Here is a 15339-nt window from a genome sequence, read left to right as displayed (position 1 = left end):
CATCGGTGAAATATTGACATTTGAATCGTATAGATTCCTTACAAAAAAGATTCTGCATTACTGCAGAATCTTTTTTTAATCAATTTCCACTTTACTAAAAATCTATTTTGGTTGGTATAGAGGATTATTTTCTGACCTCAGTAAAATAACTTATCCTTTATTAATTTGATTAAACTCCTTAAATAATTCTAACAAATTCATGATAGACTTTAATAAATCATTGGTTTCAAGCAGTAATGCAAGATAAAATTTGCTGTTTTTTGGGCTCGTTTCTGTGGTTCGAATTCTTATAATTTGCTTTGTAATCAGTTCTGATACGGTATTCAAAACCATCTTTTTCTCTTCTAAAATTAAGTCGATTTTATGAAAATCATCAGATTTGAAACTTTCCTCTAAAAGAAACAATAACTGACTCATTTGAGAATCTATGGTCTTTAGATCACTGATCTGATTTTCTTTTAAGGGTTTGTGGTTATTATGAACATGCGAGTAACTATTGCTGGTTAGAAAATCGATAGACTGCACCATATCTTGCAAATAGCTTAAGATCAAAATATAAAATTTACTCGCTTCTACGGAGTTATCATCTAAGTTTTTAATCAAATAAAACACATTACTTTTCAACTCATCTACTTCCTTTTCTAAACTTTTCTGCTCTTTTTTATTCGCTTTCAACAACGCTAAATCGTAGGAACTGATGTTATGGATTAAGCTGCTATAAAGAGAATTGGTTTTATTAAAAACCTTTGCTATCTGTGCAGAACTTTCCGTAATCATTTCATTAACGGTGCCGATATCTTCTCTACGCAATGTTTTTATTTCTGCCTCCACTGCGACTTTCTTTTTATATTTTCTAGAACTTCTATAAAGTATTATTGCCAGCAAAAGCAAAAGCCCCACAAAAGCGAATACTTCTCCAATTTTCAAAATATAAGCAATCGTACAGGCCAACAAAAATGCAACAATCGCTGTGAAAAACCAGCCACCTATTACTTTGAAAACGCCCGCAATTCTATAAACTGCACTTTCCCTGTCCCAGGCTCTGTCTGCAAATGAAGTTCCCATGGCGACCATAAAGGTAACATAGGTGGTAGATAATGGTAATTTCATCGAAGTACCAATTGCAATTAAGATACTTGCCACCATTAAGTTGACCGAAGCTCTTACCATGTCGAAAGCTGGTTCGTCGTCTGTTCTTTTAGTAGATTTCGGTACGCTTTGAAATCTTCTATTGATCCTAATTTGTATTCTTCTTGGTAAAAAATGATTAATGCCTTCTCCAATATTTACTCCAGCTCTTACGATGGCTCGAGAAATGGTGTTCGGGGTAAATTTTTCTACACCATCACCTTGTCTGGATAAATTGACGCCAGTTTCTATAACGCTTCTTGCCTTTTTTGAAGTCCAAAGGGTAACAACCATGATCACGCCCGCAAATAATAAAAAATAGAAAGGAGCAACAATATCATTATTGGCCAAATCTCCCATCATAAAGTCATCACCAGAAATTCCACTTCCGCTAAAAATTTCATAAGAATTGAACGCTGCGATAGGAACGCCAATAAAATTAACCAGGTCATTTCCTGCAAATGCAAGCGCCAAAGCAAAGGTTCCAATCAAGATGATCACCCGCAAAATATTAACCTTGAAAAAACTGATCAATACTTGAGATAAGACCGTGAAAAAAATAAAATTACCACCTAAAATGAGAAATTGATGATGATCGATCCACTCAAACTGTTCCTTAGATATGAATGAAACTCCTTTTAAACCTTTAATTAAAATGAAAAAAGTAATTGCTGAGATTGCGACACCACCGAAGATGGACCCAAAATATTTAAGCTTCTTTTCAAAATGAAAGGTGAATATTAATCGGGAAATATATTGAACAAAACCACCGATCGAAAAAGATAAAAATACAGATAAAAGAATACTGTAGACAATCATAGAGGCCTTTTGGGTATTGATATACGCACCCAAATTATCTAAACTTTCATCGGAGGTCACGATCTTATAAACTGCCAGACAAACTGCCGCACCCAATAATTCAAAAATAATAGAAACGGTGGTTGAAGTGGGTAATCCCAAGCTATTGAAAACATCTAACAAAAGAATGTCAGCAATCATAACGGCAAGAAAAATAATCATGACATCATTAAAGCTAAACATGCTCGGAACAAAGATGCCGCTTCGTGCGATCTCCATCATCCCACTTGAAAACATGGCGCCAATAAGAACACCAAGACTTGCAACAATCATGGTGATTTTAAAAGAAATAGCTTTCGAACCTATAGCTGAATTTAAAAAATTCACTGCATCATTGCTCACCCCAACAACCAGATCAATGATCGCTAATATTCCTAAGGCAATAAGCATGATAATATAAATCTGCTCCATTTACAAACGTTTTATTGAACTGCAAAAATCGACTTTCATTTCCGTTTTTACATTAACACAATGTTAAATTCCTAAATCTACATGATTTCTCCTAATAAAAGTATGATTATACAGCATACCTTTCTCAATTAATTTTCTGTCATGCATTTTTTTAAAAATGATATAAATCTTGTAGAATACATGACAAAATTAACTCTTCCACATAACTTGTATTTATGACATATTAAAGTCCCTCAATCTAAAAAAGAAATATCTTTGCACAATTAAATATTTGCTTCAAGATGAAAATAAAACTCCCTTTTGTATTGCGACTGGCTTTGATACTCATCAGCATTTTGGCTCTAGGATATTTGGCTAAAATCGGAAAAACAGTCTTGGCTCCTTTATTTTTTTCAATATTGATGGCTCTTTTATTTCTTCCATTTGCTAATTGGTTAGAAAGAAAGTTGCGGTTTTCGAGAACGATATCCACCTTTTCTTCTTTGCTCTTGATGATGGCTGTTTTATCGGGACTGGTTTATTTCTTTTCGACGCAGCTCAGTGATTTTGCCAAGGATTTCCCTGTTTTAAAAGCTCAGGTTTCGTCGTCTTTTAATCAATTACAGATCTGGGTTTCTAACACTTTTCATCTCAATTTTGCCAAACAGATGTCTTACATTAATCAGGCTTTAGAAAATGTACTTTCTTCAACGGCACTTATTTTAGGCTTCACCGTTTCGATGTTTTCGTCAACGATGGCCTTTTTTCTTTTCAGTGCGTTGTTTTTCATTTTTATTTTGAATTACCGCCGACTTTTATACCAATTCATTATTTCAATATTTAATGAGCAACATTTTGAAAGAGTGAATGAAGGGATTATGGAGATCCAAAAAATAATCAAGGAATATATTTCTGGATTATTCATTCAAATTATTATTGTCAGCACTTTAACCACCATCTTACTTTCTGCGTTGGGCGTGAAATATGCAATTCTGTTAGGAGTTCTCACTGGTCTAATGAATGTGATTCCGTATGTTGGGATTATATTTTCAGCTTTGATTGCTTGTCTCATTTCTTTTGCAACAGGCGGAAATCATACATTGATGGTTGCAATAGGTTATTTGGTAATTCATGCTATTGACGGAAATCTTATTCTTCCGTTAGTTGTAGGATCGAAGGTGAAGATCAATGCACTCTTCACTTTTATTGGTCTTTTAATTGGAGAAGAATTATGGGGGATTTCAGGTATGTTTTTAAGTATTCCTTTTTTGGCAATTTTAAAAATCATTTTTGAAAGAGTGGAAGGTTTACAGCCTTGGGGGAAAATTCTAGGAGAAGAAAGCAAACTTAATAAAACGCGTCGGAAATACAAATTGACCAAGAAAATCACTCTGGAAGAAAAAGAATAAAACACCTAATTTATTATTTATCAGTCACTTATATTGCAAATTGATTTTACAAGAACTATAAAATTCATTTACAAACTTTACAAAGAATTCAGGCGGACATTTGGTTTTATTAATCAATAAAAAAATTCCGTTATGAAATCTCCAACATTAAAAATCGTTCTTGGATCTCTACTTTTAACCACCATTTTTTCTTGTAATAAAACAGAAACTGCTGGTAATTACGATCAGGTTGAAACAGACTACACTGCGACGGCAGAAATTTCTGACAGCATTTCTTCGGTTGCAACACTAAAAGTTAAAGACAAACAATTCATCAAGTCTGCAGACGTCAATATGGAAGTGAAAGATGTTTATGAAGCAACTATTTCCATAGAAAAACAGCTACAGAATTTGGGTGGATTTGTAACTTCAAGCAGATTAAATGCTAACATTGTTGCAGAAGAAACCTTTAATACTTCTGATGAAAATGCAACTTTAGTTCGAAAATTTCAAACAGAAAACACCATGCAGGTAAGAGTTCCTACGGAAAAATTGGGAGACCTGCTGACTTTCATCAATGATAAAAAGCTATTTCTTAATACCCGAACTATCACGGCTGAAGACGTAACCGCAAACATTAAATTAGCAGAACTCGAAGCAAAAAGAAATGCGAAAACCGGAACAAATATTTCTCAACTAAAAATCGATAAAAATAAAGTCATCCTGGATGACGACAATCAATTGGAAGGGAATTACCAAAAGGTTGCAAGCTTTGAATTGACTGACAATCTGAAATTCAGCACTGTAGATATTTATCTGAAAGAACCTAAACTTAGAGTTGCAGAAATCGCCATTACCAACACCAGAAATATTGATAACAAATACAAATTCAACTTTTTTTATGACGTGAAAAATGCTTTTGTAGAAGGTTTTTATCTTATTCAAAAATTAGTGATCGGCTTGGTCACCATTTGGCCAATTATATTGATCTCTTTAGTAGTGCTGTATTTTATTAGAAGGAGAAAAGAAACTTTAAAAATGGAAAATTCAGATCAAAATTCTTAAGTAAGGCTCACTTTAAAATCAACCTCCGAATCTTTTTCGGAGGTTTTATTTTTCCGTAAATTTGCAAGGATTTTGAAAGTTCTATACTTTAAAATCAATCATTTAAATTTTTTATCATGTTACCAAAAATAAATCCTACCCAAACGCAAGCCTGGAAAAATCTACAGGATCATTTTGCTCAAAATGATTTTGAACTCCGCACGCTTTTTCAATATAATCCAGAAAGGTTCAATCAATTCTCCGTGAAAAGAGAAGATTATCTTTTCGATTTTTCTAAAAACCTGATCGATCAAAGAACATTCGATCTTTTACAAAGTTTGGCGGAAGAATGTGATGTTAAAGCTGCGATCAGTGCCATGTTTTCAGGAGAGAAAATAAATGAAACAGAAGATAGAGCAGTTCTACACACCGCCTTGAGAGACTTTTCAGACAAAGTAATTCTAGTTGATGGTGAAAATATTAAACCAGGAATTAAGAGGGTTTTAAATCAAATGAAAACGTTCTCCGGGAAAATTATTTCTGGCGAACACAAAGGTTTTTCAGGTAAGGAAATTACAGATATCGTCAATATCGGAATCGGCGGTTCTGATCTAGGACCGGTTATGGTTTGTTCTGCTTTGAAACATTTCAAAACAAGACTGAACGTTCATTTCGTTTCTAATGTAGACGGAAATCATATTGCAGAAGTGACCAAGGATCTAAATCCTGAAACTACGCTGTTTATTATTGCATCTAAAACGTTTACGACTCAGGAAACAATGACGAACGCAGAATCTGCAAAAGAATGGTTTTTAAAGTCGGGGAAACAAGATGATGTGGCGAAACATTTCGTGGCACTTTCTACCAATACGGAAGCCGTGAAAAAATTCGGAATTGCAGAAGAAAACATCTTCGAATTCTGGGATTGGGTTGGCGGAAGATATTCTCTTTGGAGCGCAATCGGTTTAAGCATTGTGCTTTTTGTAGGATATGAAAATTTTGAACAATTATTGAAAGGAGCTCATGAAACTGATGTTCATTTTCAAAGTGCTGACTTCAAAGAAAATGTTCCCGTGCTAATGGCACTTACCGGAATCTGGTATCGAAACTTTTTCGATGCGGGAACGTATGCAATTCTACCTTACTCCCAATATTTAGATCGCTTCCCAGCCTACCTTCAACAAGGCGATATGGAAAGCAACGGAAAATGCGTTGACAGAAACGGTGAATTTGTAGAATATGAAACCGGACCAATTATTTGGGGAGAACCCGGAACGAACGGGCAACATGCTTTCTATCAATTGATCCATCAGGGAACAGAATTAATTCCAGCAGATTTTATCGCTTATGTGAAATCCTGCAACGTGGTTTCTGATCATCAGGAAATTCTACTAGCTAATTTTTTAGCCCAAACTGAAGCTTTAGCTTTTGGAAAAACAGAAGTAGAAGCCAGAGCAGAATTAGAAAAAGCAGGTCTTTCTGAAGAAGAAGTAAACAGACTGGTTAACTTTAAAGTATTCCATGGCAACACTCCGACAAACTCCTTATTGTTCAATGAGTTAACACCTTTTTCATTAGGGCAGTTGATCGCTTTATATGAACATAAAATCTTCGTGCAGGGAATTATTTGGAACATATTCAGTTTTGATCAATTCGGTGTTGAGTTAGGAAAAGTATTGGCTGGGAAAGTTTTAGCAGAATTAAAAAGTACCGATGCCGTAACTTCACATGACTCTTCTACCAACGGATTGATCCATTATTATAAAGAGAAAAAGTAAATCGAAAATAAATCTAAAGTAAAATCGAAATGGCACAAATTCTAGACGGACTGAAAGTTTCCAAAGAAATTAAAGAAGAAATTCGCATTGACGTTGATAAAATCGTTGAAAACCACAGACGTCCACCTCATTTGGTAGCGATTCTGGTTGGAAAGAACGGCGCGAGCATGACATACGTCAATAATAAAATTAAGGATTGCAAGGAGGTTGGTTTCAAATCTTCGTTGGTAGATTTCCCAAGCACCGTTTCTGAAGCAGAACTTTTGGAGAAAATCGATGAACTGAATAAGTCTAAAGATGTTGACGGTTTTATCGTTCAATTGCCTTTACCAAAACAAATTGACCAGGAAAAAATCATTATGGCGATTGATCCACGAAAAGATGTTGATGGTTTCCACCCAGAAAACTTTGGGAAAATGGCTTTGGAAATGGACACGTTTTTACCGGCGACACCCTTCGGAATAATTACTTTATTAGAAAGGTATGGAATCGACACTAAAGGAAAACACTGCGTAGTGATCGGCAGAAGTAGAATCGTTGGAAAACCGATGAGTATTTTGATGGGGAGAAAAGATTTTCCTGGAAATTCTACCGTAACTCTTACGCATTCATACACACCTCATATTGAGGAGTTTACAAGAAAAGCAGATATCATTATTACCGCACTAGGAGATCCGAATTTCTTGAAAGCAGATATGATTAAAGACGGCGCGATCATCATCGACGTTGGAATTACGCGAGTTGAAGATCAGTCTGAAAAAGGATACAAATTGATTGGTGATGTCGATTTTGAAAGTTGCAAAGAAAAAGCAAGTTGGATCACGCCGGTACCAGGCGGAGTTGGTCCAATGACCCGGGCCATGTTGATGAAAAACACACTATTGGCTTATAAAACCTCAGTATACAATGACTAAAGAAGAAGAAAATATTTTATTACAACAAGGTAAAATGCTCCCAGTGATGGAGCATTTTTATACTTTACAAGGTGAAGGCGCCCATACCGGAAAAGCGGCCTATTTTATCAGACTAGGTGGCTGTAATGTCGGCTGTCACTGGTGCGACGTGAAAGAAAGCTGGGATCCTAATTTGCATCCTTTGATGAATACTGAACAAATTGCAGAAACTGCAGCGAGTTTTTGTAAAACCATCGTTTTAACTGGCGGAGAACCGCTAATGTGGAATCTGGAGATTTTAACAAACAGATTAAAAGAGTTAGGTTGTGAAATTCATATCGAAACTTCTGGCGCTTATGAAATGAGTGGGACTTTGGACTGGATTACGCTTTCTCCAAAAAAAACGGGATTGCCAAAACCTGCAATTTACGCCAAAGCCAATGAGTTGAAGATGATTGTCTTTAACAACAATGACCTGAAGTTTGCCGAAGAACAAGCTGCAAAAGTTTCTGAAAACTGCGTTCTTTATCTGCAAAGTGAATGGAGTAAACGAGAGGAAATCTATCCTAAACTTATCGATTTTATTTTGGCAAATCCAAGATGGCAGGCATCGGTACAAACGCATAAATATTTGAATATTCCATAAATTATACTAGATTTACTTCTAGTTAAAATCCGGTATGCAAAGAATTCGATATTCTCGATATTTTAAGACCATTTTTATTCTCATCGATATCGTTGTGATAGCGGCAGTGTTTGTTTATTTTTTTCTGAGAAACAATGATCATCTTTTCGCTGAAGAAAATAGTGAGCAAAATATTCTTTCGATTGTATTGCTTATTTTTTACTGGGTTTTATTGAGCAGTCGAACGAAACTGTACTCTATTGCACGTAATATTACGTACACCATTTATTTGGAACGATTGATCACCCATATCTTTATTTTTATTTTCGGTGTGATTTTATTAGCGAAAGTGAGCAATAATGATTTTCTAAAACAAGATCGGTTTTTAATTGCGCTCAGCTTATTCTTCTTGCTCTTCCTCATTAAATCCACTCTGTTTTTTGCGTTAAAATATATTAGAACAAAGGGACTTAACTTTAGAAATATTATGTTTCTGTCAGCTGATTCGTCTTCAGAAATTCTAAAGAATATTTTTGCAGAACGAAAAGACTATGGTTTCAAAATTCATGATTTTCCAGTAGAATATCTCGCTAATTTTGAAAAATTGGTAGCGTTCTGGAAGTTTAATGGAATTCATACCATGTACATTTCGACGGAACTTAAGACCTATACAAAAGAACAGGAAGCGGAGATTTACAACTTAGCTGAGCTTCACAAAGTGCGTATTTCCTTAATTCCTAGTATTGTTAAGAACAATTTCTTTCAATATGATTTAGGATATATTGAGACGCAACCTATTTTAGTTCGTGCGAAATTCCCATTAGATTATTTAACAAACGTTATTCTGAAAAGAGCTTTTGATTTGCTATTTTCTGCTTGTATTTTGGTATTTGTCTGCAGTTGGCTTTTCCCAATTATAGCAATCCTCATCAAATTAAATAGTAAAGGTCCTGTGTTCTTTATACAGAAAAGATACGGTTTCCACGATGAAGTATTTAGCTGTGTAAAATTTAGAACCATGCATGTCAATGGTGAATGCACCAGTAAAACAACAGCAGAAAATGATAAACGAATTACAAAAATTGGAAAATTTCTTCGGAAGACCAGTTTAGATGAAATGCCGCAGTTTTTAAATGTTCTAAAAGGAGACATGTCGGTAGTTGGTCCCCGACCTCATATGCTTCTGGTAGATGATTTCTATAAATTAAAAATAGGACGTTACTCGGTAAGAAGTTTGGTAAAGCCGGGCGTTACAGGTTTAGCTCAGGTTAATGGGTTGCGTGGTGACAAAGGAAACATGGACATTGAAATGCGAAAGAGGATTTTGGCCGACGCGTTTTACGTTAAAAACTGGACCGTAGTTCTGGACTCCGTTATTATTTTAAAAACTGTTTTTCTTGTTATCGGCGGAGATAAGAATGCCAATTAAAAAAACGTTCATCAAAAAATAAAAAACACTAATTTTGCAGCATGCTAAAAAATCTGTTAAGCCAAATTGGCGCTTATATTATTCTTCTCGGAAAAACACTAAAAAGACCTCAGAAGGCATCCATATTCGGCAAGTTATTTATGCGGGAGATCTATGATTTAGGCGTAAACTCTTTTGGATTGGTCCTTTTCACTTCCACTTTTGTAGGAGCGGTTGTGGCAATTCAAATGTTTAATAACTTTAGCGCTTCTTCCTTTCCAATACCAAATTCTTTTATTGGATACGCTACAAAAGTGGTGTTGATCTTAGAATTTGCACCAACGATTATCTCAGTCGTTTTAGCCGGGAAAGTTGGATCGTATATTGCCTCAAGTATTGGAACAATGCGTGTAACAGAACAAATTGATGCTTTAGACATTATGGGAGTTAATTCTCCTAACTTTTTAATTTTACCCAAAATATTAGCCAGTGTAATTTTTAATCCTTTACTCATTGCAATCAGTATCGTATTTGGAATCTGGGGTGGATATTTAGCAGGACTCGCCACCGGAAGCTGGAGCAAAGCCGATTATATCACCGGAATTCAAATGTATATGCCACAACATTTTATTTGGTACGCCTTTTTTAAGACTGCTGTATTTGCTTTTTTAATTGCGACCATTCCTGCTTATTTTGGATATAATGTAAAAGGAGGCTCGCTGGAAGTTGGTCGTGCCAGTACCCAGGCGGTGGTTTGGACCATTGTCGCCATTATTATCATGAACTTAATATTAACTCAAATGTTCCTAAGCTAATGATTGAAGTAAAAGATTTAAAGAAAAGATTTGATGAAGTTGAAGTCTTAAAAGGAATTTCAAGCAATTTTGAAACAGGTAAAGTGAACCTTGTCATTGGGCAAAGTGGTTCTGGAAAGACCGTTTTTCTAAAAAGCTTATTGAATGTTTACCAGCCTACTTCAGGAGAAATTTTGTTCGATGGAAAAGACATTAACAAAATGTCGAGAGACGAGAAACAGCAACTTCGCGCCGAAATCGGAACGGTATTTCAGGGAAGTGCTCTTTTTGATTCCATGACGGTTGAGGAAAACATTACTTTCCCTTTAGATATGTTTACCAATTTGACTTTCCGTGAGAAAAAAAGACGCGCTTTTGAAGTAATCGGTCGTGTACATTTGGAAAAAGCCAATCGTAAATATCCTTCAGAAATTTCGGGTGGAATGCAAAAAAGGGTTGCTATAGCGCGAGCGATTGTAAATAATCCTAAGTATTTATTTTGTGATGAACCGAACTCAGGACTCGATCCTTACACCGCAAACATTATTGATGATCTGCTTTTAGAAATTACCAAAGAATATAATACAACAACGATCATTAATACGCACGATATGAATTCGGTGATGACGATTGGTGAAAACATTCTGTACTTAAGAATGGGGATAAAAGAATGGGAAGGCAATAAAGACATCCTGATTAATGCAGGCAATAAAAACCTGATCGATTTCGTTTACTCCTCAGAGTTGTTCAAAGAATTACGGGAGTATTTCATGAAGACCAACAAAACCTCAATTGACAATATTATAACAAAACCTCATTCTAATGAATAAATTTTTTAGCATCGTTTTAATTGGTGCAAGTGTTCTTACTTCTGCACAAATTAAATTCGCAGGGAAAGCAAACTTACTTTTCAAAACAGATTCTCCAAGTTGGGAAAACATTAAAGGAAGTGCCGTAGGAGCATACAATGAAGCAGGCAAAAACAACGTCGGTTTTAATGTTGGACTTTCGGCTAAAGTAAACTTACCGGCCTCTTTCTTCTTGATGCCAGAAATCTATTACACTACCTTTAAAACTGAATTTGATGTTCCTGTCTCAGGCGTCACTTTGGAAGCGAAAAGCAATAGAATTGACGTGCCAGTTTTGGTAGGATATAAATTATTAGGAGATAACTTAGGTGTATTTATTGGACCTGTAGCTTCTTACAATCTATCTACAGACAATCAATTTGCCGACTTCAAAGAAAATGCGACGAAAGACTTTACCGTAGGTTACCAGTTTGGAGCGCAAGTTCAACTTCAAAAATTGATCGTAAGCGCCAAATATGAAGGAGCTTTCACGGAAGACCAGAGAGATTTCATCAATACCAATACGAACGAAACGATTCGTTATGATAGCCGACCAAGTTTATTCATGGTAGGTTTAGGGTATGAGTTCTAAGGAATACCAACTTTAAGAAATAAAAAAATCCTCTGAATTAATAATTCGGAGGATTTTGATTTTCTGTCGTTGTTGTTGTATAAGTAGCGGTCTGTTGCCTCGCCAATTCTGCAGCTTGCTTTTCCAGATCTTCATTCACTTTTCGAAGTTGTTTGATTTCTCTTTTTTTCTCTTCTTGCTTTAAAGCTGTTCCTTTGCTAACGTATCCAACGATGCCTCCAATGATTAATCCTATTCCTATTCCTGCCAGAATACCCATTAAGCTAATCGGTTCAAATAGCTTCACAAAGGAAAATTCAGGTAACATATAGTAGAGCAAAAATGCTAAACCAAGAAGAAGGAAGCCTATAAAAGTTAAATTTTTCATGTTTGTTTAAATTAAAAAACCTTCCCAAATTTAAGAAATTTTTGGGAAGGTTTACTATAATTATAATTAAGTCTTACTTTTTACCACCTGCTGCTCTATAGTATTCTAAAGCTTTTGGCATATTACGTTCTAAATCTGCACGTCTTGTATCTGGATTTGGGTGAGTTGATAAAAACTCAGGAGGTCTGTTTCCTGTAGAAGCAGCTTCCATTCTTTGCCAAAACGGTTGTGACTCTCTTGGATCATATCCTGCCATCGCCATCAAGTAAAGTCCCATTTCATCAGCTTCCAATTCTTGGCTACGTCCATATTTTAATAAAGCAACTTGAGCACCTAATGGGTAAGCTTGCTGAAAAATAGCCGCAATTTGATTGTTAGAAATTGCACCACCTAAGATCGCACCTCCGTACTGAGCTACCATAGCTTGTGAAATTCTCTCGTTACCATGACCTGCAATGGCGTGAGAAATCTCGTGACCTAGAACTACTGCTAAACCTGTATCATTTTTAGTAATTGGCATAATACCAGTATAAACTGCTACTTTACCACCTGGCATACACCAAGCATTAATTTGTTTGTCATCAATTAAATTAAATTCCCATTGGTAATTGGCTAAATCGGCTTCTCGACCAATTCCACGGTAGTAATTATTCGCAGCATTTTTAATTCTTAATCCTACGTTCTGAACGCTTTTTGCCTGCGTCGTTCCTTTAATAACTTTCGCTGTGGATAAAGTCTGGCGATACTGTTGAAGTGCCATTGCCGAAATTTCTTGATCGTTCGCTAGCTGCAACGATTTTCGACCTGTAATTGGGTTGGTAGTACATGCAATCATCATCGCTGATATCACACTGATTCCTAATAATTTATTTAAATTTTTCATAGTAGTAAAAAAATGATTTCAAAGGGGTAAACAATTTTTATTCCAAAATGTTCAAATATTTTTCTATCTTAGTTGAACTAACATTTATGTAAAATAAATATGAAAATCTTATCTCAATTTTTTGCTGCTGTTTTTATGATATCTATTTTAGGTTCATGCACCGCTCTTCCTCAAGTAAAAGATGGAAACGAGATGGCTGAACTACCATTTAACGAATTTACTTTTAATGCTGACCATGCATTTGTAGAACATTATAATGTTGACTATGTTACAAAAGATCTCAATGCACCACCACTTCTACGAGAATATCCGTCAAGAAAAATGGTTAATCTTTCACCTGGTTATACGATTGATATTAAAGATAATGAATTAACCATCTACTTGCCTTACCTGAGCAGAATATTAAAAACATCGTTAAGAAATGAGGATGCCAACCAATTCTCTATCACCAACTTCGATTTAAAACAAGCAACAACTAAGAAAGGAAATAAGGTTTATACCATTTTAACGAATGATAAAAAATTGATATCAGAAATTGTTATCGAAGTCACCAAAAACGGAAGAACATCGGTTGAAATCAATACAAAAACTGATCAGTCTGTATCTTACGAAGGATTTATAGCACAAAATATCGCTGTGAATAATTAAGTTTATAAAAATACCACAGTTATTCAGCACAATTATTGATGAATAATTAAAAATCTAAAAAATTATGAAAATAACCTTCAAAATAATGACTGTTCTGTTGGGATTTATCGTCCTGCCATCTTGCACAACCCAGGACATAGAGAAGTTAGCAGCAGTTGAGTCACTTTTACAAAAGGGTGAATTTACTTTCGTAGCAGAACGTGCGAATCCCACTAATCCAGAGATTGTTAAAGTAATGGCTTCAATCCCTGGCAACAATTCTTCCAAAATGCTTAATTTGGATTCTGGTTACACTATTGAAATCAGAAAAGATGAATTGGAAGTGACATTACCTTACTTTGGCAAATTGTATGCTGAAAATATAGAGCCTGATAAAAAAATCTATCAAATTACAGCTGAAGATTTCGCAACTAAAGATTTCACAATTAATAAGAAAGACGGAAAAAAAGGAAGTACTGTTTTTAACATCGTTGCCAATAATCAACAAAACATTAGAAAGATGAATATGGAGGTTTTCAAAAATGGGAAAGCTCATGTATGGGTTGATTCTAATGACAAACAATCCATCTCCTATGACGGTTATATCACTACGAATTTAATAACAAAAAAGTAGTTTTTATATCCAAATAATCATACTATAATATTGTTATTTTAATCCAAAATAAAAGCGATTATGAAAAATCTATTAAGCACATTTGTTTCTTTTCTTACGATGACTTTGGCTTTTTCTTGCAGCACGCAAAATAATATCGCACCAGCAAACATTACCTCCTTGTTAGAAACGAACCAATTCACTTTTGTTGCAGAGCATGCCAACCCTAACAATCTTGATGTAGTCAATGTAATGAACTCCATTCCAGGCGGCAGTTCCTCCAGAATGCTTAATCTAGATTCTGGCTACACCATTGAAATCAGAACAGATGAATTAGAAGTGACATTACCTTACTTTGGCAGAATGTACACCGCAAATCTAGATCCCAGTAAAAACTCGTATCGCTTTACAACGAAAGATTTTACAGTTGACAAAAAAGAAGGTAAAAAAGGAAGTACCGTTTTTACCATCGTTGCCAATGATCAGCAAAATATTCGAAACATTAATATGGAGGTTTTCAAAAATGGAAAAACCTATGTTTGGATCGAATCCAACGATCGCCAATCGATATCTTACGACGGATACATCACTGCGAATTCAATAAGAGAAAAGTAATTTTATTAATTTAAATAATAGTTATAGTTTCATATTGTTATTATTAACTCAGAGTAAGAATAAATATGAAAAATCTATCCCGTGTATTTATTATAGTATTATAACTATCACTGTTAGGATCTTGTGCTTCTCAAAAGATTGTTTGCAAGGATTGTCAATCGATATGTTACGACTGCGACAGTATTGTGAATAAGGCAATGAAAATCGATTTCGTTAATTCAATTAATAGTCGTAGCTTAGACTTCTTATTACTAATTTAAAATAAAATCAATATGAAAAATCTATCTAAAACATTATTTTCATTTTTTTTAATTGTGATCCTAGCATCTTGTAGTTCTCAAAGCACAGTTGTTGATAATAAAACAAGCAAACTGCTAAACACTGAAAACTTTACTTTTATTGCTGAAGAAGCTAATTATGATGGCTACAATTATACTCTTGAAGACATTAGCAGAAAAGAAAACTCCTGGGAAAACCTTCCAAACTTT

16 protein-coding genes are annotated in these 15339 nt (G+C 34.9%); 13 read left to right on the top strand and 3 right to left on the bottom strand.

What is annotated here, in order from left to right; translation table 11 throughout:
- Window positions 1-150: 150 nt before the first annotated feature.
- A complete protein-coding gene (locus tag ACEYOS_RS07090) occupies window positions 151-2397 on the bottom strand; it encodes an inorganic phosphate transporter (RefSeq protein WP_373709343.1) in 2247 nt (748 codons plus the stop codon).
- Window positions 2398-2678: 281 nt separating this feature from the next.
- Here ACEYOS_RS07090 and ACEYOS_RS07085 point away from each other — a divergent pair, with 281 nt between their 5' ends.
- The 9 genes from ACEYOS_RS07085 to ACEYOS_RS07045 all read left to right on the top strand — a co-directional run bounded on the left by ACEYOS_RS07085 (window position 2679) and on the right by ACEYOS_RS07045 (window position 11746).
- Entirely contained in the window at window positions 2679-3785 is a 1107-nt protein-coding gene (locus ACEYOS_RS07085; protein ID WP_373709342.1) for an AI-2E family transporter, read from the top strand.
- A 132-nt stretch (window positions 3786-3917) separates the two neighbouring features.
- The gene (locus ACEYOS_RS07080) at window positions 3918-4829 is read left to right on the top strand and encodes a DUF4349 domain-containing protein (protein ID WP_373709341.1); all 912 of its coding nucleotides are present in this window, start codon (window positions 3918-3920) and stop codon (window positions 4827-4829) included.
- Between the two features lie 116 nt (window positions 4830-4945).
- Complete coding sequence (pgi, locus tag ACEYOS_RS07075; protein ID WP_373709340.1) at window positions 4946-6586, top strand: glucose-6-phosphate isomerase; 1641 nt, start codon at window positions 4946-4948, stop codon at window positions 6584-6586.
- Between the two features lie 29 nt (window positions 6587-6615).
- A complete protein-coding gene (locus ACEYOS_RS07070; protein ID WP_373709339.1) occupies window positions 6616-7500 on the top strand; it encodes a bifunctional 5,10-methylenetetrahydrofolate dehydrogenase/5,10-methenyltetrahydrofolate cyclohydrolase in 885 nt (294 codons plus the stop codon).
- Window positions 7493-8125, top strand: coding sequence for a 7-carboxy-7-deazaguanine synthase QueE (locus tag ACEYOS_RS07065; RefSeq protein ID WP_373709338.1), 633 nt, complete (start codon window positions 7493-7495; stop codon window positions 8123-8125). Before ACEYOS_RS07070 ends, ACEYOS_RS07065 begins: the two co-directional genes overlap by 8 nt.
- A 34-nt stretch (window positions 8126-8159) precedes the next feature.
- Window positions 8160-9533 carry an exopolysaccharide biosynthesis polyprenyl glycosylphosphotransferase gene (locus ACEYOS_RS07060; protein WP_373709337.1) on the top strand — a complete coding sequence of 458 codons (1374 nt, stop codon included), beginning with the start codon at window positions 8160-8162 and terminating at the stop codon, window positions 9531-9533.
- 41 nt (window positions 9534-9574) lie between these two features.
- Complete coding sequence (locus ACEYOS_RS07055; protein ID WP_373709336.1) at window positions 9575-10327, top strand: MlaE family ABC transporter permease; 753 nt, start codon at window positions 9575-9577, stop codon at window positions 10325-10327.
- Window positions 10327-11136 carry an ABC transporter ATP-binding protein gene (locus ACEYOS_RS07050; protein ID WP_373709335.1) on the top strand — a complete coding sequence of 270 codons (810 nt, stop codon included), beginning with the start codon at window positions 10327-10329 and terminating at the stop codon, window positions 11134-11136. The genes ACEYOS_RS07055 and ACEYOS_RS07050 overlap by 1 nt, the downstream gene beginning before the upstream one ends.
- Window positions 11129-11746, top strand: coding sequence for an outer membrane beta-barrel protein (locus ACEYOS_RS07045; RefSeq protein WP_373709334.1), 618 nt, complete (start codon window positions 11129-11131; stop codon window positions 11744-11746). The genes ACEYOS_RS07050 and ACEYOS_RS07045 overlap by 8 nt, the downstream gene beginning before the upstream one ends.
- Before the next feature lie 37 nt (window positions 11747-11783).
- Here the strand turns inward: ACEYOS_RS07045 and ACEYOS_RS07040 are convergent, their stop codons facing one another.
- Both ACEYOS_RS07040 and ACEYOS_RS07035 read right to left on the bottom strand, forming a co-directional pair.
- Window positions 11784-12113 carry a hypothetical protein gene (locus ACEYOS_RS07040; RefSeq protein ID WP_373709333.1) on the bottom strand — a complete coding sequence of 110 codons (330 nt, stop codon included), beginning with the start codon at window positions 12111-12113 and terminating at the stop codon, window positions 11784-11786.
- Window positions 12114-12186: 73 nt separating this feature from the next.
- The gene (locus tag ACEYOS_RS07035) at window positions 12187-12996 is read right to left on the bottom strand and encodes a M48 family metallopeptidase (protein ID WP_373709332.1); all 810 of its coding nucleotides are present in this window, start codon (window positions 12994-12996) and stop codon (window positions 12187-12189) included.
- A 99-nt stretch (window positions 12997-13095) separates the two neighbouring features.
- On the opposite strand from ACEYOS_RS07035, the gene ACEYOS_RS07030 reads away from it, so the two are divergent.
- From ACEYOS_RS07030 to ACEYOS_RS07015, 4 genes are all read left to right on the top strand, one after another.
- Entirely contained in the window at window positions 13096-13644 is a 549-nt protein-coding gene (locus ACEYOS_RS07030) for a DUF4251 domain-containing protein (protein ID WP_373709331.1), read from the top strand.
- Window positions 13645-13708: 64 nt separating this feature from the next.
- On the top strand, window positions 13709-14257 hold the full coding sequence (locus tag ACEYOS_RS07025; RefSeq protein ID WP_373709330.1) for a DUF4251 domain-containing protein: 549 nt from the start codon (window positions 13709-13711) through the stop codon (window positions 14255-14257).
- Window positions 14258-14317: 60 nt separating this feature from the next.
- Window positions 14318-14851, top strand: coding sequence for a DUF4251 domain-containing protein (locus ACEYOS_RS07020; RefSeq protein ID WP_373709329.1), 534 nt, complete (start codon window positions 14318-14320; stop codon window positions 14849-14851).
- 272 nt (window positions 14852-15123) lie between these two features.
- Window positions 15124-15339, top strand: a 216-nt coding sequence (locus ACEYOS_RS07015) for a hypothetical protein (protein WP_373784627.1), incomplete at its 3' end; no start/stop codon positions are given.

This window comes from Kaistella sp., assembly GCF_041824135.1.
Taxonomy (GTDB): Bacteria; Bacteroidota; Bacteroidia; order Flavobacteriales; family Weeksellaceae; genus Kaistella.
The sequence above is the reverse complement of the archived record's forward strand: the minus strand, read 5'-3'. Positions and strand labels throughout refer to the sequence as shown.

What these genes read in the sequence shown, in the direction of transcription:
- ACEYOS_RS07090 (WP_373709343.1), bottom strand. Translation starts at nt 2,397, where the DNA reads ATGGAGCAGATTTATATTATCATGCTTATTGCCTTAGGAATATTAGCG.
- ACEYOS_RS07085 (WP_373709342.1), top strand. Translation starts at nt 2,679, where the DNA reads ATGAAAATAAAACTCCCTTTTGTATTGCGACTGGCTTTGATACTCATC.
- ACEYOS_RS07080 (WP_373709341.1), top strand. Translation starts at nt 3,918, where the DNA reads ATGAAATCTCCAACATTAAAAATCGTTCTTGGATCTCTACTTTTAACC.
- pgi (WP_373709340.1), top strand. Translation starts at nt 4,946, where the DNA reads ATGTTACCAAAAATAAATCCTACCCAAACGCAAGCCTGGAAAAATCTA.
- ACEYOS_RS07070 (WP_373709339.1), top strand. Translation starts at nt 6,616, where the DNA reads ATGGCACAAATTCTAGACGGACTGAAAGTTTCCAAAGAAATTAAAGAA.
- ACEYOS_RS07065 (WP_373709338.1), top strand. Translation starts at nt 7,493, where the DNA reads ATGACTAAAGAAGAAGAAAATATTTTATTACAACAAGGTAAAATGCTC.
- ACEYOS_RS07060 (WP_373709337.1), top strand. Translation starts at nt 8,160, where the DNA reads ATGCAAAGAATTCGATATTCTCGATATTTTAAGACCATTTTTATTCTC.
- ACEYOS_RS07055 (WP_373709336.1), top strand. Translation starts at nt 9,575, where the DNA reads ATGCTAAAAAATCTGTTAAGCCAAATTGGCGCTTATATTATTCTTCTC.
- ACEYOS_RS07050 (WP_373709335.1), top strand. Translation starts at nt 10,327, where the DNA reads ATGATTGAAGTAAAAGATTTAAAGAAAAGATTTGATGAAGTTGAAGTC.
- ACEYOS_RS07045 (WP_373709334.1), top strand. Translation starts at nt 11,129, where the DNA reads ATGAATAAATTTTTTAGCATCGTTTTAATTGGTGCAAGTGTTCTTACT.
- ACEYOS_RS07040 (WP_373709333.1), bottom strand. Translation starts at nt 12,113, where the DNA reads ATGAAAAATTTAACTTTTATAGGCTTCCTTCTTCTTGGTTTAGCATTT.
- ACEYOS_RS07035 (WP_373709332.1), bottom strand. Translation starts at nt 12,996, where the DNA reads ATGAAAAATTTAAATAAATTATTAGGAATCAGTGTGATATCAGCGATG.
- ACEYOS_RS07030 (WP_373709331.1), top strand. Translation starts at nt 13,096, where the DNA reads ATGAAAATCTTATCTCAATTTTTTGCTGCTGTTTTTATGATATCTATT.
- ACEYOS_RS07025 (WP_373709330.1), top strand. Translation starts at nt 13,709, where the DNA reads ATGAAAATAACCTTCAAAATAATGACTGTTCTGTTGGGATTTATCGTC.
- ACEYOS_RS07020 (WP_373709329.1), top strand. Translation starts at nt 14,318, where the DNA reads ATGAAAAATCTATTAAGCACATTTGTTTCTTTTCTTACGATGACTTTG.